The 19,747-nt window shown below is 68.5% G+C and carries 26 protein-coding genes; 6 read left to right on the top strand and 20 right to left on the bottom strand.

The window, feature by feature from the left end; all coding sequences use genetic code 11:
• Positions 1-69 precede the first annotated feature (69 nt).
• The 5 genes from AC3DE2_RS19225 to AC3DE2_RS19205 all read right to left on the bottom strand — a co-directional run bounded on the left by AC3DE2_RS19225 (position 70) and on the right by AC3DE2_RS19205 (position 3,459).
• Complete coding sequence (locus tag AC3DE2_RS19225) at positions 70-558, bottom strand: TPM domain-containing protein (protein WP_488427437.1); 489 nt, start codon at positions 556-558, stop codon at positions 70-72.
• Entirely contained in the window at positions 558-1,457 is a 900-nt protein-coding gene (locus tag AC3DE2_RS19220; RefSeq protein WP_488427436.1) for a TPM domain-containing protein, read from the bottom strand. The genes AC3DE2_RS19225 and AC3DE2_RS19220 overlap by 1 nt, the downstream gene beginning before the upstream one ends.
• A 21-nt stretch (positions 1,458-1,478) precedes the next feature.
• On the bottom strand, positions 1,479-2,135 hold the full coding sequence (locus tag AC3DE2_RS19215; RefSeq protein ID WP_488427435.1) for a LemA family protein: 657 nt from the start codon (positions 2,133-2,135) through the stop codon (positions 1,479-1,481).
• Positions 2,136-2,295: 160 nt separating this feature from the next.
• Positions 2,296-3,045: a TerC family protein gene (locus tag AC3DE2_RS19210; RefSeq protein WP_295375288.1), complete on the bottom strand. Its 750-nt coding sequence runs from the start codon at positions 3,043-3,045 to the stop codon at positions 2,296-2,298.
• Positions 3,046-3,066: 21 nt separating this feature from the next.
• Positions 3,067-3,459 (bottom strand): diacylglycerol kinase, encoded by a 393-nt coding sequence (locus AC3DE2_RS19205; RefSeq protein ID WP_488427434.1) that lies wholly within the window; start codon positions 3,457-3,459, stop codon positions 3,067-3,069.
• Between the two features lie 217 nt (positions 3,460-3,676).
• On the opposite strand from AC3DE2_RS19205, the gene AC3DE2_RS19200 reads away from it, so the two are divergent.
• A complete protein-coding gene (locus AC3DE2_RS19200) occupies positions 3,677-4,381 on the top strand; it encodes an SGNH/GDSL hydrolase family protein (RefSeq protein WP_295375365.1) in 705 nt (234 codons plus the stop codon).
• Positions 4,382-4,486: 105 nt separating this feature from the next.
• Positions 4,487-4,960: a VOC family protein gene (locus tag AC3DE2_RS19195; protein ID WP_488427433.1), complete on the top strand. Its 474-nt coding sequence runs from the start codon at positions 4,487-4,489 to the stop codon at positions 4,958-4,960.
• Between the two features lie 65 nt (positions 4,961-5,025).
• Here AC3DE2_RS19195 and AC3DE2_RS19190 read toward each other — a convergent pair whose 3' ends face one another.
• The 7 genes from AC3DE2_RS19190 to AC3DE2_RS19160 all read right to left on the bottom strand — a co-directional run bounded on the left by AC3DE2_RS19190 (position 5,026) and on the right by AC3DE2_RS19160 (position 11,816).
• Complete coding sequence (locus tag AC3DE2_RS19190; RefSeq protein ID WP_295375297.1) at positions 5,026-5,403, bottom strand: VOC family protein; 378 nt, start codon at positions 5,401-5,403, stop codon at positions 5,026-5,028.
• A gap of 30 nt (positions 5,404-5,433) precedes the next feature.
• Positions 5,434-6,066, bottom strand: a complete 633-nt coding sequence (locus AC3DE2_RS19185; protein ID WP_295375299.1) for an RNA polymerase sigma factor — start codon at positions 6,064-6,066, stop codon at positions 5,434-5,436.
• Positions 6,067-6,108: 42 nt separating this feature from the next.
• Positions 6,109-7,344, bottom strand: coding sequence for an ABC transporter permease (locus AC3DE2_RS19180; RefSeq protein WP_295375301.1), 1,236 nt, complete (start codon positions 7,342-7,344; stop codon positions 6,109-6,111).
• A 70-nt stretch (positions 7,345-7,414) separates the two neighbouring features.
• Positions 7,415-8,164, bottom strand: coding sequence for an ABC transporter ATP-binding protein (locus tag AC3DE2_RS19175; RefSeq protein ID WP_295375303.1), 750 nt, complete (start codon positions 8,162-8,164; stop codon positions 7,415-7,417).
• The gene (locus AC3DE2_RS19170) at positions 8,161-9,681 is read right to left on the bottom strand and encodes an efflux RND transporter periplasmic adaptor subunit (RefSeq protein WP_295375306.1); all 1,521 of its coding nucleotides are present in this window, start codon (positions 9,679-9,681) and stop codon (positions 8,161-8,163) included. Before AC3DE2_RS19170 ends, AC3DE2_RS19175 begins: the two co-directional genes overlap by 4 nt.
• Positions 9,682-9,808: 127 nt before the next feature.
• Complete coding sequence (locus tag AC3DE2_RS19165) at positions 9,809-11,077, bottom strand: sensor histidine kinase (RefSeq protein WP_295375308.1); 1,269 nt, start codon at positions 11,075-11,077, stop codon at positions 9,809-9,811.
• Between the two features lie 37 nt (positions 11,078-11,114).
• Positions 11,115-11,816, bottom strand: a complete 702-nt coding sequence (locus AC3DE2_RS19160; protein ID WP_079724910.1) for a response regulator transcription factor — start codon at positions 11,814-11,816, stop codon at positions 11,115-11,117.
• 126 nt (positions 11,817-11,942) lie between these two features.
• Between AC3DE2_RS19160 and AC3DE2_RS19155 the strand changes: the two genes are divergently transcribed.
• Positions 11,943-12,281 carry a DMT family protein gene (locus AC3DE2_RS19155; protein WP_488427432.1) on the top strand — a complete coding sequence of 113 codons (339 nt, stop codon included), beginning with the start codon at positions 11,943-11,945 and terminating at the stop codon, positions 12,279-12,281.
• A 9-nt stretch (positions 12,282-12,290) separates the two neighbouring features.
• Here the strand turns inward: AC3DE2_RS19155 and AC3DE2_RS19150 are convergent, their stop codons facing one another.
• Complete coding sequence (locus tag AC3DE2_RS19150; RefSeq protein ID WP_488427431.1) at positions 12,291-12,932, bottom strand: TetR/AcrR family transcriptional regulator; 642 nt, start codon at positions 12,930-12,932, stop codon at positions 12,291-12,293.
• A 77-nt stretch (positions 12,933-13,009) separates the two neighbouring features.
• On the opposite strand from AC3DE2_RS19150, the gene AC3DE2_RS19145 reads away from it, so the two are divergent.
• Positions 13,010-13,621 (top strand): NAD(P)H-dependent oxidoreductase, encoded by a 612-nt coding sequence (locus tag AC3DE2_RS19145; RefSeq protein WP_488427430.1) that lies wholly within the window; start codon positions 13,010-13,012, stop codon positions 13,619-13,621.
• A gap of 10 nt (positions 13,622-13,631) precedes the next feature.
• Here the strand turns inward: AC3DE2_RS19145 and AC3DE2_RS19140 are convergent, their stop codons facing one another.
• From AC3DE2_RS19140 to nudE, 5 genes are all read right to left on the bottom strand, one after another.
• Complete coding sequence (locus tag AC3DE2_RS19140) at positions 13,632-13,934, bottom strand: Mpo1-like protein (RefSeq protein ID WP_488427429.1); 303 nt, start codon at positions 13,932-13,934, stop codon at positions 13,632-13,634.
• An 81-nt stretch (positions 13,935-14,015) separates the two neighbouring features.
• Entirely contained in the window at positions 14,016-14,339 is a 324-nt protein-coding gene (locus AC3DE2_RS19135; RefSeq protein ID WP_295375317.1) for a YnfA family protein, read from the bottom strand.
• A gap of 34 nt (positions 14,340-14,373) precedes the next feature.
• Entirely contained in the window at positions 14,374-15,201 is an 828-nt protein-coding gene (gene mazG / locus AC3DE2_RS19130; RefSeq protein ID WP_488427428.1) for a nucleoside triphosphate pyrophosphohydrolase, read from the bottom strand.
• A complete protein-coding gene (cysQ, locus tag AC3DE2_RS19125; RefSeq protein ID WP_295375322.1) occupies positions 15,185-16,006 on the bottom strand; it encodes a 3'(2'),5'-bisphosphate nucleotidase CysQ in 822 nt (273 codons plus the stop codon). The genes mazG and cysQ overlap by 17 nt, the downstream gene beginning before the upstream one ends.
• Entirely contained in the window at positions 16,003-16,557 is a 555-nt protein-coding gene (nudE, locus tag AC3DE2_RS19120) for an ADP compounds hydrolase NudE (RefSeq protein WP_488427427.1), read from the bottom strand. The genes cysQ and nudE overlap by 4 nt, the downstream gene beginning before the upstream one ends.
• Positions 16,558-16,646: 89 nt before the next feature.
• Here nudE and bioA point away from each other — a divergent pair, with 89 nt between their 5' ends.
• Both bioA and AC3DE2_RS19110 read left to right on the top strand, forming a co-directional pair.
• Positions 16,647-18,020 carry an adenosylmethionine--8-amino-7-oxononanoate transaminase gene (bioA, locus tag AC3DE2_RS19115; protein WP_488427426.1) on the top strand — a complete coding sequence of 458 codons (1,374 nt, stop codon included), beginning with the start codon at positions 16,647-16,649 and terminating at the stop codon, positions 18,018-18,020.
• Positions 18,011-18,748: a 16S rRNA (uracil(1498)-N(3))-methyltransferase gene (locus tag AC3DE2_RS19110; RefSeq protein ID WP_488427425.1), complete on the top strand. Its 738-nt coding sequence runs from the start codon at positions 18,011-18,013 to the stop codon at positions 18,746-18,748. The genes bioA and AC3DE2_RS19110 overlap by 10 nt, the downstream gene beginning before the upstream one ends.
• Positions 18,749-18,784: 36 nt before the next feature.
• On the opposite strand, the gene AC3DE2_RS19105 is transcribed toward AC3DE2_RS19110, so the two are convergent.
• Together AC3DE2_RS19105 and AC3DE2_RS19100 are read right to left on the bottom strand one after the other, a co-directional pair.
• Positions 18,785-19,135: a hypothetical protein gene (locus tag AC3DE2_RS19105; protein ID WP_295375333.1), complete on the bottom strand. Its 351-nt coding sequence runs from the start codon at positions 19,133-19,135 to the stop codon at positions 18,785-18,787.
• Positions 19,136-19,276: 141 nt separating this feature from the next.
• Positions 19,277-19,744, bottom strand: a complete 468-nt coding sequence (locus AC3DE2_RS19100; protein WP_295375335.1) for a chemotaxis protein CheW — start codon at positions 19,742-19,744, stop codon at positions 19,277-19,279.
• Positions 19,745-19,747 lie beyond the last annotated feature (3 nt).

The raw sequence follows: 19,747 nt of genomic DNA, 5'->3' as shown, positions 1-19,747 counted from the left end.
GGCCCGGCGTAATCCCGCGCAAGCCCGACGCCATCCTGGTCGCCCATGCGCGGCCTGACGGCCGCGGATTCAAAACACATGTGGCCGGTTGGGCAGTTCGTCCTCGTCCGGCAGGCTGCCGTCCTGCGGATAGAACGCCGCCAGCAGGTCCGAGACCGCGGTGATGCCGCGGATCACCGCCGCTTCGGCTTCGCCGGCCCGCAGGCGTTCCTCCATCAACTGGCAGACCCCGCGCCACTGCTCGTCGCTGACCCGGCCGCGCAGGCCGCGGTCGGCAACGATCTCGATGCGGTGATCGGCCAGCAGCAGGTAGATCAATACGCCGTTGTTGGCTTCCGTGTCCCAAGTGCGCAGGCGGGCGAACGCCTCGTGCGCACGCTCGCGCGCGCGCATGCCGCGCAGCACCGCCAGCAGCGGCAGGTCGGGTTCGACCGCGAACATCACCTCGCCGCGATGGCGCTGCTCGCCCTGGTGGATGGCATCAGCGATGCGCTCCAGGCTGTCGGCCGGGAACAGCCGCCGCGCGGATGGCGGGAACAGATGGCGCAGCAGCCGCATCACCAGCTCCCCGAGGCGCCACCGCCTCCGGACATGCCGCCACCGCCGCCCCAACCGCCTCCACCGAAGCCGCCACCGCCGCCAAATCCTCCACCGCCTCCCCAGCCGCCGCCGCCCCAACCGCCCCAGTCGCGATGGCGCGCATAGCGTCCGCCACCTCCGCCGCTGGAGACCGACAGCAGGCCGTAGATCAGGCCGAACACGCCGGCGACGCCGGCCACCGGCAGCAGCGAGGACAACAGGAAGGCGGTGCCGCCCGCGGCGCCACCGGTGAACAGGCCGCGGATACCGGCCGGCGCGCGGCCGAACACGCCGCGCACGATGGTGGCGATGATGAAGGCGGCGAACAGCGCGAACAGCCAGTCGCCACCACGAGAGCGCTCCGGGCGATTGTGGCTGACCGGCGCGGGCAGTGCCTCGCCGTCGATGAGTTTCACCAGGACGGCGGTGGCGTCGATGATGCCGCCGCCGTAGTCGCCGGCGCGGAACCTGGGCACCAGGTACTCCTGGATGACCCGGTTGGCGATCGCGTCGGGAATCGCGCCTTCCAGCCCGTAGCCCGGTTCGATGCGCACGCGCCGGTCGTCCTTGGCGACCAGCAGCAGCACGCCGTCATCCACGCCCTTGCGTCCCAGCTTCCATTGTTCGAACACCCGCAAGGTGTACTGCTCGATGGCTTCCGGTTCGGTGGTGGGTACGATCAGCACCTGCAACTGGCTGCCCTTGCGTTGCTGCAGCGCCAGCGCCTGCTGTTCCAGTTGCTGTTTCTGCGCGGCGTCCAGCGTGCCGGTGGTATCGACCACCGGCGAATCCAGCGCGGGAATGGCCGCCAGCTGCTGCGCCGCCACCGGCAGCAGGCAGCACCACAGCAGCACACAGGCCAGCGCGCGGCGCAGCATCGGCGCGATCGCGACGGGGTGTCAGTTGGCCGGCGCGGGCGCAGGCTGCGAAGCCGGCGGCGCAGAGGGCTGCGGCGCGGCCGGCGGTGGCGGCGCGGTGCCGAAATCGACCTGCGGCGCCTGCTGGATCTGCGCCTCGTTCTCGACCGTGAAGTTCGGCTTTTCCTTGTAGCCGAAGATCTTGGCGGTGATCACCTGCGGGAACGAGCGGATATAGGTGTTGTAGTCCTGCACCGTCTGGATGTAACGGCCGCGGGCGACGGTGATGCGGTTCTCGGTGCCTTCCAGCTGCGCCTGCAGGTCGCGGAAGGACTGATCGGACTTCAGGTTCGGATAGTTCTCGGTGACCACCAGCAGGCGCGACAGCGCGCTGGACAGTTCGCCCTGGGCCTGCTGGAACTGCTGCAGGGACGCCGCATCGTCGGCGTTGACCTGGATCTGGCCGACCCGGGCGCGCGCGTTGGTCACGTCGGTCAGCACCTGGCGCTCCTGCTGGGCGTAGCCCTGCACGGTCTTGACCAGGTTGGGAATCAGGTCGGCGCGGCGCTTGTACTGGTTCAGGACTTCAGACCAGCCGGCCTTGACCGCCTCGTCTTTCTGCTGGATGGCGTTGTAGCCGCAGCCGGACAGCAATACGGCCAGCGCGACCAGCACGAGCGAACGGACGAACAGACGCATGGCACCACTCCTTCGGCAGGGACGGCGGCATTGCAGCACCCGCCGATGAAGGATGCAACCGCGCCTCCGGCTCGGCGCCGCCGCCGTTGCCGCCCGGCCCCGGAAAGCAGACGCCCGGCGCAAGCCGGGCGTCGCTGGAACCGGGAGCGGCGGCCTTGGCCTACCAGTTGCCGGCGCCCGGGATGTGCTTCTTCGCCGCACGGCGACGCATCAGCAGGTTCAGCCATTCGACCATGACCGAGAAGCCCATGGCGAAGTAGACATACGGCTTGGGCACATGGATCTCGAGGCCGTCCAGGATCAGCACCACGCCGATCAGCACGATGAACGCCAGCGCCAGCATCTTGATGGTCGGATTGGCATCGATGAAGCGGCCCAGCGGGTTGGCCGCCAGCAGCATCACCGCCACCGCCAGCAGGATCGCCGCGACCATGATCGGGATGTGCTGGGCCATGCCGACCGCGGTGATGACCGAGTCGAGCGAGAACACGATGTCGATGATGGCGATCTGCGCGATCACCAGGCCGAACACCGCGGACGCCTTGGTGGTGGATGGATCCTCGTCCTCGCCGCCGGTGATCAGCTCCTTGATTTCCATGCTGCCCTTCACCAGCAGGAAGATGCCGCCCAGGATCAGCACCAGGTCACGGATGGAAATGCCCATCCCGGCGATGGTGAACAGGTCGTTCTGCATCCGTGCCAGGAAGGCCAGCGAGACCAGCAGCGCGATGCGGGTGACGCAGGCCACCGCGATGCCGAAGCGACGCGCGCTCGGGCGCTGGTGCGCCGGCAGCTTGCTCACCGCGATGGAGATGAACACCAGATTGTCGATGCCCAACACGATTTCCAGCGCGCTCAGCGTCACCAGGGTCAGCCAGACGTTGGGGTCGGCCAGGAACTCGAGACTCATTCGATTTGCAACCTTGCTTGATCAGGAAAAAAGTTCGGACAGGCGGGGCCACAGGATCAGGCCCCAGCACAGCAATACGTTCATCATCAGCACGAACACCGCCGCCGAGCCCATGTCCTTGGCGCGCCCGGCCAGTTCGTGGTGCTCCGGGCCGTAGCGCTCGATCACCGCCTCGATCGCGGAGTTCAGAAGTTCGGCGGCCAGCACCAGCAGGCAGCTGCCGATCAGCAGCACGCGCTCGACCGGGGTCTGGCCCAGCCACAGGGCCAGCGGCGCCAGCACCACCAGCAGGTAGACCTCCAGCCGGAACGAGGATTCGTGCAGCCAGGCTGCGCGCAGTCCCTGCATCGACCAGACCGCCGCCTTGAGGATGCGCCCCGGACCCCGGGGCATGTGTCCGATTTCGTCCGCCATTCCGGGATCTCCGCTCAGCCTGCGACGAAGGCGGGCGAACAGGTCGGAAAACGGGTCATCACGTCAGCGGGCATGGAATGCGGAGGGTCGGAGAAGGTCCTGATCTTGCCATATCGGGACACCTTCCCGGCACGTATCGGTTTGCCTTTGGCCGTCCCGGCTGCTTCACTGGCCCTTCCCCCCGCCGTCCGGAGCCCCGCCGATGCCCCGCTTCCCGCTGTCCGTCCGCCGCCTGGCCTGCCTGCTGCTGCCGGCCCTGCTGGCGCTGTCCGCCTGCGCCACCTCGCCCGCCGGTCCCGGCGCGAAACCGGCGCCCGCCATACCCGCCGAGGTCTCCAATGCCGAGTGGGAAAAGGACATGCAGCGGTTCGCGGCCGAGGACGCCGCCACGCCGCCACCCAAGCACGCGGTGCTGTTCGTCGGCAGCTCCTCGATCCGGATGTGGGAATCGCTGGCCCGGGATTTTCCCGGCGCGCAGGTCATCAACCGCGGCTTCGGTGGCTCGGAGATCCGCGACAGCACCTGGTACGCCGATCGCATCGTGCTGCCCTACAAACCCGAAACGGTGGTGCTGTACGCCGGCGACAACGACATCGCCAGCGGCCGCACGCCGCGGCAGCTGCATGACGACTTCGTCGCCTTCGCCGACCTCCTCCACCGCAGACTGCCGGCCACCCGCCTGATCTACATCTCCACCAAGCCGAGCCCGTCACGCGCGCACCTGCTCGATGCGCAGCGCCAGGCCAACGCCCTGATCAAGGCCGAGTCCGCCCGCCGCGGCTTCGTCTACATCGATGTGTTCACGCCGATGCTGGATGCCGGCGGCAAGCCGCGGGAGGATCTGTTCCTGGCCGACCGGCTGCACATGAACCCGGCCGGTTACGCGATCTGGCGCGAACTGCTCGCGCCGTACGTGAACTGAGCGCGCGGCGTCACAGCCTCATTCTTCCCGGCGTTCCCGTCCCCGCCTAGACGGGAACGTAACCCGGGCGGGCGTAGGGTCGGCCTCCCGCAGAGGAGACCCGTCATGGCCACCACCACCTACCGTCCACAGGGCTACCACAGCGTCACTTCCTACCTGATCGTCGATGACGCCGCCAAGGCACTGGATTTCTATCGCGACGCCTTCGGCGCCGAGGAAATGTACCGGCTGCCGATGGGCGATCGGATCGGCCACGCCGAAACCCGCATCGGCGACACCGTGCTCATGCTGTCCGACGAGTGGCCGGACATGAACACGCTGTCGCCGAACAGCCGCGGCGGCGCCACGTCGAGCTTCATGATCTACGTCGAGGACGCCGACGCCGCCTACGCGCGCGCGGTCAAGGCCGGCGCGCGCGCCGATCGTCCGGTCAAGCAGGAATTCTGGGGCGATCGCATCGGAACGGTCGTGGATCCGTTCGGACACAAGTGGTCGCTGTCCACGCACGTCGAGGACGTCGCGCCGGAGGAGATGCAGCGGCGGATGGAAGCGTGGTCGCAGCAGCAGGCTTCTTCCTGACCCATCCTCGTTCCCCTCCGGAACCCATTCCGGAGGGGAACCATCGATGACCGGGCTCCGGGCGGCTACTTGCGCCGCGACCGCCCCGCGTCCTGGTGCAGGCTCAGCAGGTTGCGGTCCGGATCGACGAAATCCAGCGACAGTCCGCCGTCCGGCGACTCGCTGACCGGCACGACGATTTCCACCCCGCGCTGCGCCAGCGCTTCGGCGTAGTCGTCGATGCCGCCATCCAGGCTGAACACCACCACCGGCGAATCGCCGGGCCGGACCGGCTGGACGATGAAGACCAGGGTCAGGCCGCCGACCTCGGCCAGGGCGAACGGACCGTCGTGGCCGTCGATGGCATTGACCGGCAGGCCGAGGGTGTCGCGATAGAACGCCATCGAACGCGCCAGATCACTGACGAAGAACACGATGGCGCCAACCTTGCATTGGGAAAGCATGGGAAATCCTCCTTGTGGTTGTAGTTCCGTCTATCCGTTGCCGCCGGGACGCCAGGTGTGACCGGGCCGGCGGATCACCAGCAGATGGCCGTCGGCGTCATGGGTGGCCAGGCCGGCGCTGCCGCCCAGCGCGGCGCGCAGGCGACGGCGGATCAGGCCGAACTCGAGGTCGGCGCTGCGCGCCGGGTCACGCACGTAGGCCAGCGCCAGGCTCTCGGCTCGCGCTTCGGGCGGCAGTGCGCCCAGGGCCTTGCGGATGCGGCTCAGGCGTTGCCGGAACGCTTCGGGTGACAGCGCCAGGATCCAGCGGATTTCCTCCGCCGACAGGCCGTGCAATGCAAGCACCGCCACCCGCCGCAGGCCGGTAGGCCAATCCCGCAGCCAGCCTGCGGAAGGAAGGGCGTGCGCCGGCGGGCCCCCGACGACAGCGGCTTCAGCGGCTTCGTCCGCCGCGCTGGCGGCCTCGCGCCGGCGGCGACGGCCCGCCGTGCGTGCCTGCATCGCGGCGAGGTTGCGCATCGTCCCGGCCAGCCAGGGCGCGTCGGCGCGATCCGCTTCCAGGGCCGCGACCAGGGTGTCCTGCACCAGGTCCTCCACATCGGCCGCATGGCGCGCCAGCCGGCGCGCCTGTGATTGCAGTTGGCGGTAGGTCTCCAGGTCCATGCGCCGATGATGCCGCAGAAGCGTGGACGACGGCGGACGACCTCACTGCGAGCGCAGCGCCTCGATCGGATCCAGTTGCGAGGCCTTGCGCGCCGGGTAGTAGCCGAAGAACAGGCCGGTGGCGACCGAGAACCCGGCCGCCAGCCCGATGACCTGGCCATTCAGGGCGACCGGCAGTTCGCTGAACTTGCCGACCAGCAGCGCGCCGACGATGCCGATCGCGATGCCCAGCACGCCGCCGATCAGCGAGATCAGCATGGCCTCGGCGAGGAACTGCCGACGCACGTCGCCCGGACCGGCGCCGACCGCCATGCGCAGGCCGATTTCGCGGATGCGCTCGGTCACCGACACCAGCATGATGTTCATGATGCCGATGCCGCCGACGATCAGCGAGATCGTCGCGACCGCGCCGAGCAGCAGCGACATCAGGCGGGTGGTGGCGGTGCGGGTGGCGACAATCTCGGAAATGTTGCGGACATTGAAATCGTCGTCCTCGCCCGGCGCGATCCTGTGGCGCTGCCGCAACAGCGCCTCGACCTCACCCTGCACGTAGCCCAGGTCCTTGGCATCGCCGACGGTCAGCGCGATCTGCATCACCGCGCTGGGCGGCAGGCCCATCGAACCCATCAGGCGACGGCGCGCGGTTTCCAGCGGCACCATCATCACGTCGTCCTGGTCCTGGCCGAAACCACCCTGCCCCTTGGGCGCCAAGGTGCCGACCACGGTGAACGGCACGCGCCCGATGCGCACGCTCTGGCCGATGCCGGTCTCCTCGCCGAACAGTTCCCGGCGCACGGTCTCGCCGAGAATCACCACCTTGCCGGCGCTGCTGTAGTCCTGCGCATCGAAGCCCTCACCATTGGCGATCGTCCAGCTGTTGATGTCGAAATAGTCCGCCTGCACGCCCTGCCAGCTGCTCTGCCAGTTGTTCTCCGCATACACCACCTGGCTGCTGCCGCGCAGCGCGCCGGCCACGTACTGCACTTCCGGGATTTCGTTGCGGATTGCGTCGACGTCGCCTTCGCGCAGGGTGAAGAAACTGCTGCCGCTCATGCGCACGCCACCGCCGCCGCGGCCGGCACCGGGGTTGATGTCCAGCCGCTGTGATCCAAGGCCGGACACCAGCTTGTCGATTTCCGCCTGCGTGCCCTGGCCCACCGAGACCATCACGATGACCGCGGCAATGCCGATGATCACGCCCAGCGAGGTCAGCGCGCTGCGCATCCAGTTGCCGCGCAGGGCGAATATCGCGGTGCGCAGGATGTCGGTGAAATTCATGGGATTCGGGATTCGGGATTGGGGATTCGCGGAGCGCGTGGATCGATCATCAAGGGGATCAGGGAAAGTTTCATGGAGTGCTTCCTCCCAATCCCGGATCCCGTCTCCCGAATCCCGGCTCCTCATGCAACTCGCCGTCGCGCATCACCAGGATTCGATCGGCATGGGCCGCCACGTCGGCGTCGTGGGTGATCAGGATTACCGTGTGGCCTTCGTCGCGCAGGCGCTTGAACAGCGCCAGGATTTCCTCGCCGGTCCGGCTATCGAGCGCACCGGTGGGTTCGTCGGCCAGGATGATCGGCGGTTCGTTGATCAGCGCGCGCGCGATCGCCACGCGCTGCTGCTGGCCGCCCGACAGTTCGCTGGGACGATGCCCGCCGCGTTCGGCCAGCCCGACTGCCGCCAAGGCCTTGCGCGCCCGCTCGGTGCGCTCGTGCGGCGGTACCTGCGCGTAACCCAGCGGCATCGCCACGTTCTCCAGCGCGCTCATCCGTGGCAGCAGGTTGAAGCCCTGGAACACGAAGCCGATCTTGTCCCGGCGCAGCACCGCCAGTTCTTCCGCATCCAGCGTCGCCACGTCGACGCCGTCGCAGTGGTAGGTGCCGGAAGACGGCGTGTCCAGGCAGCCGATCAGGTTCATCAGGGTGGACTTGCCCGAGCCCGAGGGCCCCATGATCGCGACGAAATCGCCGCGTTCGATGCGCACGTCCACGCCCTTGAGCGCGATCACTTCGGCCTCGCTGCCCGGCGAGTACACCTTGCGCAGCGCCTGGGTCTGGATCACCGGCACGCTGCCTGCGGTGGCGGTCACGGCATTCATTCCCTGGCGCGCTCGCCGACGATGACCTGATCGCCGGCCTTGAGGTCACCCGCGACCTCGGTCGCACTGCCATCGCTGGCGCCCAGCCGCACCATGATCCGCTCCGGCTTGCCGGCCACCAGTTTGTACAGCGGGGCGCGCTTGGCCGCCAGCAGGGCCTTGAGTTCGTTGTCCCAGCGCTGCTGCTGCGCGGGTTCCAGCGTGGCACGGAACCCGGCGAAATCCTGCTGGAAGCGCTCGGCCATGCGCTGGCGCTGCTGCGCCTGCATCGCACCGCCTGCACCACCGCTCGTCACCATGCGCGGACCGCCGCCGCCGGGACCACCGCCGAACAGGCGGTTGCCGCCGCCCTGCTGGACCTGCGCCATCCGCGCCGCCTGGCGATCGCGCACGGCCTTGACCGCCGCATCGAACGCGGCGCGCTGTTCGGATTTCAACTGGAGGCTGCCGGCGATCCGTTCCAGATCCTCGGTCACCCCGCCGCCACGCACCTGCGCCACTTGCGGTGCGCCCGGCGCCTGCGCGTCCTCGCTGGTCGGCTTGTAGCGCAACGCCGCGTTGGACACCTTGAGCACGTTGTCGCGCTTGCTGACCTCGATTTCGGCGTTGACGGTCAGGCCCGGCAGGAGGATTTCGTCGCCGTTGTCGACGGTGACGACCACCGGATAGGTCACCACGTTGTTGGTGGTGGTGGCGGCCAGGCGCACCTGCTCGACCAGGCCCTTGAACTGGCGATCCGGGAAGGCATCGACGGTGAAGGAGACGCCCTGGCCTACCTTGACCTGGCCGATGTCGGCTTCGTCCACCGCCAGCTCGATCTTCATCTTGCGCAGGTCCTCGGCGATGGTGAACAGCTCCGGCGCCTGCAGGCTCGCGGCCACGGTCTGGCCGGGTTCGATGCTGCGGGTCAGCACCACGCCATCCACCGGCGAACGGATCACGGTGCGCTCCAGGTTGACCCGGGTGGTCTGGGTGGAGGCGGTCTGCTGGCGGATCTGCGCCTGCGCGGAATTCAACTGGGCGCGGGCCTGGTCCAGCGCGGCGCGGGCCAGGTCGACATCGCTCTGCGCGACCAGCTTCTGCTGGCCCAGATCGGCCTTGCGGCGATAGTCCAGCTCGGCGTTGTGCAGGGTCGCCTGGGCCTGCGCCAGCGAGGCGCGGGCGGCGGCGATCTGCGCGGTGCCCTGCTCGATCTGCGCCTCGTAGGTCTTGGGATCGATGCGCGCCAGCACGTCGCCCTTCTTCACCGGGCTGTTGAAGTCGACCAGCACGTCGGTGACCTGGCCGGAGATCTGGCTGCCGACGGTGACGGTGGAAATGGCGCTCAGGGTGCCGGTGGCCGAGATGGCCACCCGGATGTTGCCGCGCTCCACCTCGGCGGTGCGGTAGGCGCCCTCCTCGGCCTTGGCCTGGCGGCCCTTCCAGTACCAGGCGCCCGCGCCCAGGAGGGCGAGGACGACGATGCCGAGGACGATGCGGGGGATGAGGGAGGAACGACGGCGGGACGGCTGGCTCATGCGGTCGAGTCGGCAATGTCGGGAGGGAGGTCTGGGCGCATTAACGCATGCCAGGTGAGTCGGTTGACAGCTGGGGAACGACACCCGTTCCCGTTGGGCTGCCACTCATCTTTCCCTTCCAGGACGCTCAGGTGAAACGGATGGTCGCGGCCGTGCCCTTGCCCAGCTCACTCTCGAATTCGATCTTCCAGCCGAACCGGTCGCAGAGCCGGCTGACGATCGACAGGCCCAACCCGCTTCCGCGCGGACGCGAGGGATCGGCGCGATAGAAGGGTTCGAACACCCGCTCCATCGACTCGGCCGACATGCCGATGCCGGTATCGCGGACGACCACCCGATCCGCCTCCACCACCACGTCGATGCGCCCGGCATCCGTATAGCTGCACGCGTTGCGCAGCAGGTTGCTGACCACCACCTGGAACACCCGCGGCGGCGCATGCAGGCGCGGCTTGGCGTGGCAACTGACCTCCAGGTCGACCGGCTTGCCGATCAGCAGCGCGCGGGCGTTCTCGGCTTCGTCCAGCACGATGTCGGCCACGTCGAAATCCTCGCGCTGCGGCTCCACCTCGGCTTCGCGCGCCAGGATCAGGAAGGCGTCGATGACCGCTTCCATGTCGCGGCCGGCGCGCTGGATGCGCTGGAGGGAACGCACCACCCGCGGCGATGCCTCCTCGGCCATCGCCATGTCGCTGGCCACCCGGATCACGGTCAGCGGGGTGCGCAGTTCGTGGCTGGCATCACGGGTGAAGTCGCGTTCGCGCGCGACATGCGAGGCCACGCGCTGGGCCAGCCCGTGCAGGGCCGACGCCAGCTGGCGCGCTTCGCCCTGCACTTCCGCCGGCAGCCGATCCGGCGCCAGGCCGCTGACGTCGGGACGGCGCGGATCCCATTCGGAGACCTGCCGCGCCAGCCAGCTCACCGGCGACACCAGTCGCTTGGAGGCGCGATAGGTCAGCCACGACACCACGTAGATCGCGATCAGGGTCAGGATGATCGGCAGGGTGCCGAAATAGAACGCCAGGCGCTCGGCCTGCGAGCGCAGGAACACCAGGTACAGGCGACCGGCCGGCTGCTCGTCGACCAGCACCAGCATGTCGTCGTCCTTGAGTTCGTGGAATCCCGGCTTGAGCCCGCGCAGGTTGTCCGGCAGCACCAGGTTGGAGTGGCCCTTGACCACCAGGTAGCCGCGCAGGTTGTGGGTGTTCGGCGGCGGCTGCGCGGTGGAGGCGTCGTACAGCTCCCAGAAATGGGTGGCCTCCTCCTGCAGCGCGGTGTTCATCAGACTGTGCTTGATGACCGCCGAGATCAGGTAGACGCCCAGCACGATGGCGAGGCTGACCATCACCGCCTGCAGGATGAAGGCAATGCGTAGCTTGCGCGGCAACCCCTGCGGCATGGCGGCTCCTCTCCCCGGCCGGATTATGCCGTGGTCGTCAGCCGATGTCCGCGATCCGGTAGCCGGCACTCTGGACCGTATGCAGCAGCGGCTTGTCGAACGGCTTGTCGATCACCTTGCGCAGGTTGTAGAGGTGGCTGCGCAGGGTGTCCGAATCCGGCAGCCCGTTGCCCCAGATTTCGCGCTCGATCTCCTGCCGGGTGACCACCCGGGGAGATTCGCGCATCAGGATGGTCAGCAGGCGCAGGCCGATCGGCGAGAGCATCAGCTCGTTGCCGCCGCGTGTCGCGCGCATGCTGACCGGGTCGAGCACCAGGTCCGCCACCTTCAGCACCTCGGCACCGACCTGGCGGCGCTCACGCCGGATCAGCGCGCGCAGGCGCGCTTCCAGTTCCTGGATCGCGAAGGGTTTGGTCAGGTAGTCGTCGGCGCCGGAGCTCAGGCCGGTCAGCTTGTCGTCCAGGGTGTCGCGGGCGGTCAGCATCAGCACCGGCGTGGACTTGCGCGCCTCGTTGCGCAGCTTCTTGCAGACCTCCATTCCATCCATGCGGGGCAGCATCAGGTCCAGCACGACCACGTCGTAACTGTTCTCGGTGGCCAGCCGGTAACCGTCCAGCCCGTCCGAGGCATAGTCGACCTCGAATCCCCGGCCCTCCAGATATTCACCAACCATTTCCGAAATATTGCGGTTGTCCTCGACGACCAGAACCAGACCCGCGGTTTCCTGTGAGTGGCGCATACGTGCTCCCTTGTGCTTCAGCTTTGTGAAGCTACCCGGCTCCAAGTTGAGGTCGCGTGAAGGCCCCGGCTGCCATTCAGCCCGCAGTGAAGCTAGGCTGGCGCGTCCTCCATCCGGTCCCGCCCCATGCTCGCCCGCGTCCTGCCCCTCGTGCTGCTGCTCGGCTCCAACGTCTTCATGACCTTCGCCTGGTACGGGCATCTCAAATACCGCAGCGCTCCGCTGTTGCTGGCGATCGTCGCCAGCTGGGGCATCGCCTTCTTCGAATACAGCCTGATGGTGCCGGCCAACCGGCTCGGCAGCACGGTCTACTCGGTGGTACAGCTGAAGACCATCCAGGAAATCCTGACCCTGGTGGTGTTCGCCGGCTTCTCCACCTGGTACCTGGGCCAGCCGCTGAAATGGAACCACTACGCCGCGTTCGCCCTGATCGTCGGCGCCGCGTTCCTGATGTTCTACGAATAGGCCGGCGCGCTAGCTCGCCGCGTCGCCGCCGCGCCGCACGATCGCGACGATGAGATCGGCCAACGCCTGCCGCGCCTGCGCCGCCTCGATGGCCTGCGCGGCCGCGGCGTAGGACAACGATTCCGCCGCGCCCAACAACGCCCACAGGCTGGCGGCCGGCAGCTCGCGTCGCGGCGCGAACGGCGCCAGCAGGCCATGGCACTTGGCCATGAAGGCGCCCTGGTACTCGCGCTTGATCCGCTCCATTTCCGGCGAGCCCGCCAAGGCGGCGACCACGCCCGGGATCTCGCGTCCCTGCGACAGCACGCAATCGACGTAGCAGGTCGCGATGACCCGGGCGCACGCCGGCAAATCCCCGGCGCCCTGGCGAAGCGCCTCGTCCATCAACGCGGACTGGCGCGCGTCGAAATCCTGGTAGAGCGCCGCCAGCAGGCCTGCGCGGGTGCCGAAGTGGTCATACACCACCGGCTTGGTGACGCCCGCCGCCTCGGCCAGCCGGCCGAGCGACAGCGCTTCGGTTCCCTCTTCCCCGATCAGCCGCCAGGACGCGTCCAGCAACTGCCGGTAGCGTTGCTCGCGCGCGAGCCGCCGGCGCGGCGCGGGCGACTCGACGGTGGCGGGGGCTTCGGTGGCATTGCGGCGGCTTGACATCGCTATATACCAAAAGTAAGTTACTGTTCGTAAGTTACTTGAAGTATATACGCCCTCGCCCCACTCCGGAGCCCCCCATGCATGCCCTGATCGTCACCGCCCATCCCCTGCCCCACTCCTTCACCCATGCCGTGGCCCGCCGGCTGGCCGAGGGCGTGGAGGATGCCGGACACACCAGCGAGACCGCCGACCTCGCCCAGGAAGGATTCGATCCACGTTTCACCGCGGTGGACATCGCCCGCTTCCAGCAATCGGGGCCTGCCGATGCCGACGTGCGGGCCGAACAGGCGCGCATCGATCACGCCGACGCGCTGGCCCTGGTGTACCCGGTCTACTGGTGGTCGATGCCCGGCCTGCTCAAGGGCTGGATCGATCGGGTGTTCTCGCAGGGCTGGGCGTACCAGGAACGGGAGGGGCGCGACGAACGCAGGCTGGGCCATCTGGCCGTGCACCTGCTCGCGATTGGCGGCGCGGACATGCGGACCTATGCGCGGCATGGCTACTTCGGCGCCATGCGCACCCAGATCGATCACGGCATCTTCGAATACTGCGGCGCGCGGGTGTCCACCTCCGAACTGCTGGCGCCGCTGGGAGACGATGCGCGCGAACGCCACCTGGCGACGACCTTCGACATCGGCCGCCGGATGCTCGCCGCCAGGCGCGAACACGGCCGGGCCGAGGTCGCCTGAGCCCGCCGGCTCAGAAGCGGATCCGGCCGGTCAGGATGTCCTTGAACATCACCCAGTCGCCGGCGAAGGAGTAGAACGGATGGCGGAAGGTGGCCGGGCGGTTCTTCTCGAAGAACAAGTGCCCGACCCACGCAAAGCCGTAGCCGCAGAACAGCGCCGCCAGCAACCACCACGGGTTGCCCGAGACGAACGTCCACGCCACCAGCACCACCACGCCGCAGCTGCCGATGAAGTGCAGGCGCCTGGAAGTGCGATTGCTGTGCTCGCTCAGGTAGAACGGATAGAACTCGCGGAAACTGGCGAATCGGCCCATCGATCGCTCTCCCGTCCTTCAATGCGCTGACAGGCGGGATGATGGCCCCGCGCGCGCATCGGCGCAACGCCGCGCCGGCGATTACGCCGGTCGCGGCGCGAACATGATCACGGCCATGCCGAGCAGGCACAGGCCCGCGCCCAGCAGATCCCAGCGGCTCGGCTTGACCGCGTCCACCAGCCATAGCCAGCCAATCGCGATGGTGACGTAGACGCCGCCATAGGCCGCATAGACCCGGCCGGAAGCGGTGGGATGCAGGGTCAGCAGCCAGGCGAACAGGGCCAGGCTCGCCGCCGCCGGCAGCAGCAGCCAGGCGCTGCCGCCCTTGCGCAACCATAGATACGGCAGGTAGCAGCCGACGATTTCCGCCAGCGCGGTAATGACGAACAGCAGCAGGGTCTTCATCCGCGTCCTCCTTGCCGGCAGCGCCGCGCGCAGTTCATCCGACCGCGCCGCGTTCCTGTTGCTTGGCGTGTTGCCACAGCGCTTCCTGCTGCTCCAGCGACAGATCCTTGAGCGCCTCCCCGCGTCCGGCGGCCTGCGCTTCCATGGCGCGGAAGCGACGCTCGAACTTGAGGTTGGCGCGGCGCAGCGCCGCACCCGGATCAACCTTCGCGTGGCGGGCGAGATTGGCGGCGACGAACAGCAGATCGCCGATCTCGTCCTCCAGCCGGTCGTGGTTGGCCGCCACGTCACCGTGCGCCAGTTCGGCCTGGACCTCGCCGATTTCCTCGTGCAGCTTGTCGATGACCGGCGCCGGGCCGGGCCAGTCGAAACCGACCCGGGCGGCGCGCGACTGCAGCTTCACCGCGCGCTGCCATTCCGGCAGTCCACGCGAGATGCCGGCCAGCGCGGACGTATCGGCGTTGCCGGCGGCGGCGCGCTCGGCCTGCTTGATCGCTTCCCAGTTGCGGGTCTGCGCTTCGGCGTCCGCGAAACTGTCATCGCCGAACACGTGCGGATGGCGACGGATCATCTTGTCGCAGATCGCCGCGACCACGTCCGGGAACGCGAACGCGCCCTGTTCCTTCGCCATCTGCGCATGGAACACGACCTGCAGCAGCAGATCGCCCAGTTCATCCTTCAGATCGTCCAGGTCGCCGCGGTCGATCGCGTCGGCGACTTCGTAGGCTTCCTCGATCGTGTACGGCGCGATGGTGGAAAAGTCCTGTTCCAGATCCCACGGACAGCCGCCGTCGGGATTGCGCAGGCGCGCCATGATGTCGAGCAGCTCGCGGATGTCGCGCGGCTCAGGCGGTCTGTTCAACGGCGCCATCCTCCAGCCATTCGCGCCACGGCAGCGCGGGATCGCCCAGGGCGACGAAATCGCCGTTGAGCAGGGTCTCGCGGCGGTTGTAGCGGAACGCGCGTCCATCCGGCGCCAGCAGCGCGCCGCCGGCCGCTTCCAGCACGCACTGCGCGGCGGCGGTGTCCCACTCGGAGGTGGGGCCGAATCGCGGATAGACATCAAGCGTGCCTTCGGCGATGCGGCAGAATTTCAGCGAGGAACCCAGTCCCACCAGTTCGATGTCGCCCATCCGCGCCAGCACCGATTCGGTGCGCAGGTCGCGGTGCGAGCGGCTGGCCGCCACCCGCAACGGCGGCCTGGCCGGCGCGCGGGTACGCAGCTGTTCGTCCACCTGGCCGCGCCGCCGGTAGGCATGGCGGCCGCGCTCGGCGTGCCAGATCTCGCCGGTGACCGGCGCCTGCACCACGCCGAAGATCGGAATGTGCTGTTCGATCAACGCGATGTTGACGGTGAACTCGCCATTGCGCTTGATGAACTCGCGGGTGCCGTCCAGGGGATCCACCAGCCAGTAGGTCGGCCAGGCACAGCGGGTCTGCCAGGGAATGTCGGCCGCTTCCTCCGACAACACCGGCCACTCCGGCGTCAATCGCCGCAGGCCTTCGGAGATCACCCGGTGCGCGGCGAGGTCGGCTGCGGTCAGCGGGCTGTCGTCGGCCTTGCGGGTGACGTCGAAACCCTGTTCGTACACCGCCATGATCGCGTCGCCGGCTTCGCGGGCGATGACGAGTACGGCTTCGTGCAGGTCCGAGGTCATCCGACTCATGCCGAGGTACGCAACCATTCGCGGACGATGAACAACGCCGCCAGCGAACGGCCTTCCGAAAAATCCTCGCGCAGCATCAGCTGGTCGAGGGCATCAAGCTTCCACGGCACTACTTCCAACTCCTCGGGTTCGTCTCCAGGCAGGCGCTCCGGATACAGATCACGTGCGACCACCAGCCAGGACTGGTGGCTCATGTACAACGGCGCCTGGGTCAGACTGCGCAGCACGTCCACGCGCCGCGCGCCGTAACCGGCTTCTTCCTTCAGTTCCCGGTCCGCGGCCTGCTCCGGCGTCTCGCCGGCGTCGATGCGGCCCTTGACCAGGCCCAGCTCGTAGCGGTGCACGCCGGCCGCGTATTCGCGCACCAGCAGCACGGTGTCCGGGTCGATCAGCGGAACCACCACCACCGCGCCGTGGCCTTCCGCGCGGACGCGGTGGAAGCGCCGGCGTTCGCCGTTGCTGAACTCCAGATCCAGCTCTTCGACGTTGCGCTCCAGCGGGCCGCCGCTGCGCTCGGTCACGCGGTGGATGATCGGCAGGCGACGGCTCATGGCCGCTCCCCGCCGGCAGGAACCGGGCGACGGGACGGCAGGCACGCCGATATCATGGCGGGATGGTGGCGACGAATCATGAAACCCGAATGCTAGCAGAGGCGGACGCCTGGCGTTCGCGCGATCTCGCGGTGCTGTGGCACCCGTGCACGCAGATGCGCGAGCATCCCCATACCTTGCCGTTGGTTCCGATTGCCCGGGGCGAAGGCGCCTGGCTGATCGGCCAGGACGGCCGCCGCTACCTGGATGCGGTCAGCAGTTGGTGGACCAACCTGTTCGGCCATGCCGAACCGCGCATCGCCGCCGCCATCGCCCGCCAGGCCGGACAGCTGGAGCAGGTGATCCTGGCCGGCTTCAGCCATCCGCCGGCGGTGGAACTGGCCGAGCGCCTGCTCGCCGTCGCGCCGCGCCAGCCGGGACGCGCGCCGCTGGCGAAGGTGTTCTACGCCGACAACGGTTCGGCGGGCGTGGAAGTGGCGCTGAAAATGGCCTTCCACTATTTCCACAACCGTGGCGAATCCCGGCGGACCCGGTTCATCGCGCTGGAGAACGGCTACCACGGCGAGACCCTCGGCGCACTCGCGGTCGGCGACATCCCGTTGTACCGGCGCATCTACGCGCCATTGCTGGCCGAGGCGCTGTTCACCCCCTCGCCCGACGCCTGGCAGGCCGAACCCGGCCAGAGCGACGCGGAGGTCGCGGCGCGCGCCGCCGATGCGCTGGCGGATCTGCTCGACCGGCATCCCGGCGAAGTCTGCGCGCTGATCCTGGAGCCGCGGGTGCAGTGCGCCGGCGGCATGCGCATGCATCACCCCGACTATCTGCGACGCGCACGCGAACTCTGCGACGCGCACGGCGTGTTCCTGATCGCCGACGAGATCGCGGTCGGCTTCGGCCGCACCGGCACCCTGTTCGCCAGCGAGCAGAGCGGGGTCATGCCGGATCTGCTGTGCCTGTCCAAAGGCCTGACCGGCGGCTTCCTGCCGCTGGCCGCGGTCTTGGCCACCCAGGCCATCTACGACGCGTTCCTGGACGATTCGCGCGAACGCGCGTTCCTGCATTCGCACAGCTACACCGGCAATCCGCTGGCCTGCGCGGCGGCCCTGGCCAGCCTGGATATCTTCGCGCAGGACGATGTGCTGGTCCGCAACCGCGCGACCGCCGCGCGCATGGCGGAACTGGCCGCGCCGCTGGAAGCACTGCCGTGGGTGGCCGACGTGCGCCAGGCCGGGATGATCCTGGCCGTCGAATTGACCCGCGACGGCGATCGCCGCCATCCGTTCGATCCGGGCCGGCGCATCGGCCTGCACGCCTATCGCGCCGCGATGGCGCGCGGCGTGGTGCTGCGCCCGCTGGGCGACGTGCTGTACTGGATGCCCCCCTACTGCGTGGACGAGGCGCAACTGGAACTGCTCGCCACCACCACCCGCGCCGCCATCGAGGAAGCCGTCGCATGCGCCTGACCCGTTGCCACGTCGATCTGCCGCTGGCCACCGCGCGGACCTTCACGCTGCCGGAAGCGGCGGCCAACCACCTCACCCGGGTGCTGCGCCTGCGCGAGGGCGACGAGTGCGTACTGTTCAACGGCGACGGCCAGGATCATGTGACCCGCCTGCTCAGCGTGGGCAAGCGCGAAGTCCAGGTCGAGGTGGTGTCCTCGCTCGCGGTCGATCGCGAGTCACCGCTGCACCTGACCCTGATCCAGGGCATCGCGCGCGGCGAGAAGATGGACCTGATCCTGCAGAAGGCCACCGAACTCGGCATCGCGCGGATCCAGCCGGTGAACGCCGAGCGCACCGAGGTGAAACTGGATGCGGAGCGCCTGGACAAGCGGGTCGCGCACTGGCGCAGCGTGGTGGTCTCGGCCTGCGAGCAGAGCGGACGGGCACGGGTTCCGGAAGTGTCGATGCCGACGGCGCTGATGCCGGCGGCACAGGCCTGCAATGCCGCGGACCTGCGCCTGCTGCTGGATCCGGTTGGCGATCTTTCACTCGCCGGCCTGTCGCCGCCGGCCGGCGCCGGCATCGTGGTGGCGATCGGTCCGGAGGGTGGCTGGTCGCCACGCGATCGCGAGATCCTGCTGGCGTCCGGATTCCTCGGCCTGCGCCTGGGTCCGCGCATCCTGCGCACCGAAACGGCGGGGCTGGCCGCCATCGCGGCGTTGCAATCGCGCTACGGCGATCTCGCCTGACCGGCGTCCATCACCGATGCGGCGGGCGCCGTCGGTTCAACGCCAGGCCGCCAGCTCCTCGGCGGTGATGCGGCCGTCATGGTTGCCATCGACCAGCTTGAACTCGCTGGACAGCGCATGGCTTTCCGGTACCTCGTCGCGGGTCAGCACGCCATCGCCGTTGCGATCGAGATCACCGATGGTCACGCGGTAATCGGAGGCATTGGGAAGGGCTTCCGGCTGTCCCCAGCGCACCGTGACGGGCCCGCTCTGTTCCTGCAGCTGACGGCTCTGTCCACCGCCCTGGTAGGCGGTCAAGGGTTCGGTGCGCACCGGTTGCGGGGACACCTGCTGGGCGTCGGCATGCCATGCCAGCAGAAACAGGGGAAGAAGGATCCAGGCTTTCATGAGGGGCCTCCGGTTCACGGTGGAAACACTGCATCTGGCAGCCCGGTCACGCTGTCACCGTCGGCTCCAACGGCGCGTGAACCGGCCGGCGTGGAACAGGAGGGAATTCAGCCCGGTGGAAACCGCGTGAATGCGCGCGGCTCAGGCAGCTTGAAGGGCCTCGTGGATGCGCTGCTCGACGAGTTGCAGATCCGGAAGGATCGCCACTTCGTCGCCCAGCAGCACGCGCACCTGCACTCCTGCCGGCAACTCCTCCTCGGTCGCGTCGGCCAGCAGGCCGTCGCGCGGCACCGACACCAGGCGCGGGAACGAAGGCGTCAGCAGGGCGTAGTAAGGCAGTTCCGCCAATCCTTCCAGGGCTTTCAGCACCACGATCTTGCTGCCGACGGGGGCGACGTCGCTCCCCAGCCCGGTGAGGCGCGCGAAGGCCACCAGCGGCACCCGCCAGCCGTGCCAGTCGATGGCGCCGGCCAGCCAGGCGGGAGCGCCTTCGATCGGGATGATCGGCGCGCGCGACAGCACTTCGGCAATCGTGGCGTTCGGCAGCAGCAGGCGATCATCGCCGGACTGCACCAGGACCCCGCGGATTTCGTCGTTCGAATGTGCCATGAA

The organism is Pseudoxanthomonas sp. 68-E7, assembly GCF_057773145.1.
The sequence above is the reverse complement of the archived record's forward strand: the minus strand, read 5'-3'. Positions and strand labels throughout refer to the sequence as shown.

Excerpts from the sequence above, each read along its gene's own strand:
- AC3DE2_RS19225 (WP_488427437.1), bottom strand. The coding sequence starts at position 558 with ATGCGGCTGCTGCGCCATCTGTTCCCGCCATCCGCGCGGCGGCTGTTC.
- AC3DE2_RS19220 (WP_488427436.1), bottom strand. The coding sequence starts at position 1,457 with ATGCTGCGCCGCGCGCTGGCCTGTGTGCTGCTGTGGTGCTGCCTGCTG.
- AC3DE2_RS19215 (WP_488427435.1), bottom strand. The coding sequence starts at position 2,135 with ATGCGTCTGTTCGTCCGTTCGCTCGTGCTGGTCGCGCTGGCCGTATTG.
- AC3DE2_RS19210 (WP_295375288.1), bottom strand. The coding sequence starts at position 3,045 with ATGAGTCTCGAGTTCCTGGCCGACCCCAACGTCTGGCTGACCCTGGTG.
- AC3DE2_RS19205 (WP_488427434.1), bottom strand. The coding sequence starts at position 3,459 with ATGGCGGACGAAATCGGACACATGCCCCGGGGTCCGGGGCGCATCCTC.
- AC3DE2_RS19195 (WP_488427433.1), top strand. The coding sequence starts at position 4,487 with ATGGCCACCACCACCTACCGTCCACAGGGCTACCACAGCGTCACTTCC.
- AC3DE2_RS19190 (WP_295375297.1), bottom strand. The coding sequence starts at position 5,403 with ATGCTTTCCCAATGCAAGGTTGGCGCCATCGTGTTCTTCGTCAGTGAT.
- AC3DE2_RS19185 (WP_295375299.1), bottom strand. The coding sequence starts at position 6,066 with ATGGACCTGGAGACCTACCGCCAACTGCAATCACAGGCGCGCCGGCTG.
- AC3DE2_RS19180 (WP_295375301.1), bottom strand. The coding sequence starts at position 7,344 with ATGAATTTCACCGACATCCTGCGCACCGCGATATTCGCCCTGCGCGGC.
- AC3DE2_RS19175 (WP_295375303.1), bottom strand. The coding sequence starts at position 8,164 with ATGAATGCCGTGACCGCCACCGCAGGCAGCGTGCCGGTGATCCAGACC.
- AC3DE2_RS19170 (WP_295375306.1), bottom strand. The coding sequence starts at position 9,681 with ATGAGCCAGCCGTCCCGCCGTCGTTCCTCCCTCATCCCCCGCATCGTC.
- AC3DE2_RS19165 (WP_295375308.1), bottom strand. The coding sequence starts at position 11,077 with ATGCCGCAGGGGTTGCCGCGCAAGCTACGCATTGCCTTCATCCTGCAG.
- AC3DE2_RS19160 (WP_079724910.1), bottom strand. The coding sequence starts at position 11,816 with ATGCGCCACTCACAGGAAACCGCGGGTCTGGTTCTGGTCGTCGAGGAC.
- AC3DE2_RS19155 (WP_488427432.1), top strand. The coding sequence starts at position 11,943 with ATGCTCGCCCGCGTCCTGCCCCTCGTGCTGCTGCTCGGCTCCAACGTC.
- AC3DE2_RS19150 (WP_488427431.1), bottom strand. The coding sequence starts at position 12,932 with ATGTCAAGCCGCCGCAATGCCACCGAAGCCCCCGCCACCGTCGAGTCG.
- AC3DE2_RS19145 (WP_488427430.1), top strand. The coding sequence starts at position 13,010 with ATGCATGCCCTGATCGTCACCGCCCATCCCCTGCCCCACTCCTTCACC.
- AC3DE2_RS19140 (WP_488427429.1), bottom strand. The coding sequence starts at position 13,934 with ATGGGCCGATTCGCCAGTTTCCGCGAGTTCTATCCGTTCTACCTGAGC.
- AC3DE2_RS19135 (WP_295375317.1), bottom strand. The coding sequence starts at position 14,339 with ATGAAGACCCTGCTGCTGTTCGTCATTACCGCGCTGGCGGAAATCGTC.
- cysQ (WP_295375322.1), bottom strand. The coding sequence starts at position 16,006 with ATGAGTCGGATGACCTCGGACCTGCACGAAGCCGTACTCGTCATCGCC.
- nudE (WP_488427427.1), bottom strand. The coding sequence starts at position 16,557 with ATGAGCCGTCGCCTGCCGATCATCCACCGCGTGACCGAGCGCAGCGGC.
- bioA (WP_488427426.1), top strand. The coding sequence starts at position 16,647 with ATGCTAGCAGAGGCGGACGCCTGGCGTTCGCGCGATCTCGCGGTGCTG.
- AC3DE2_RS19110 (WP_488427425.1), top strand. The coding sequence starts at position 18,011 with ATGCGCCTGACCCGTTGCCACGTCGATCTGCCGCTGGCCACCGCGCGG.
- AC3DE2_RS19105 (WP_295375333.1), bottom strand. The coding sequence starts at position 19,135 with ATGAAAGCCTGGATCCTTCTTCCCCTGTTTCTGCTGGCATGGCATGCC.
- AC3DE2_RS19100 (WP_295375335.1), bottom strand. The coding sequence starts at position 19,744 with ATGGCACATTCGAACGACGAAATCCGCGGGGTCCTGGTGCAGTCCGGC.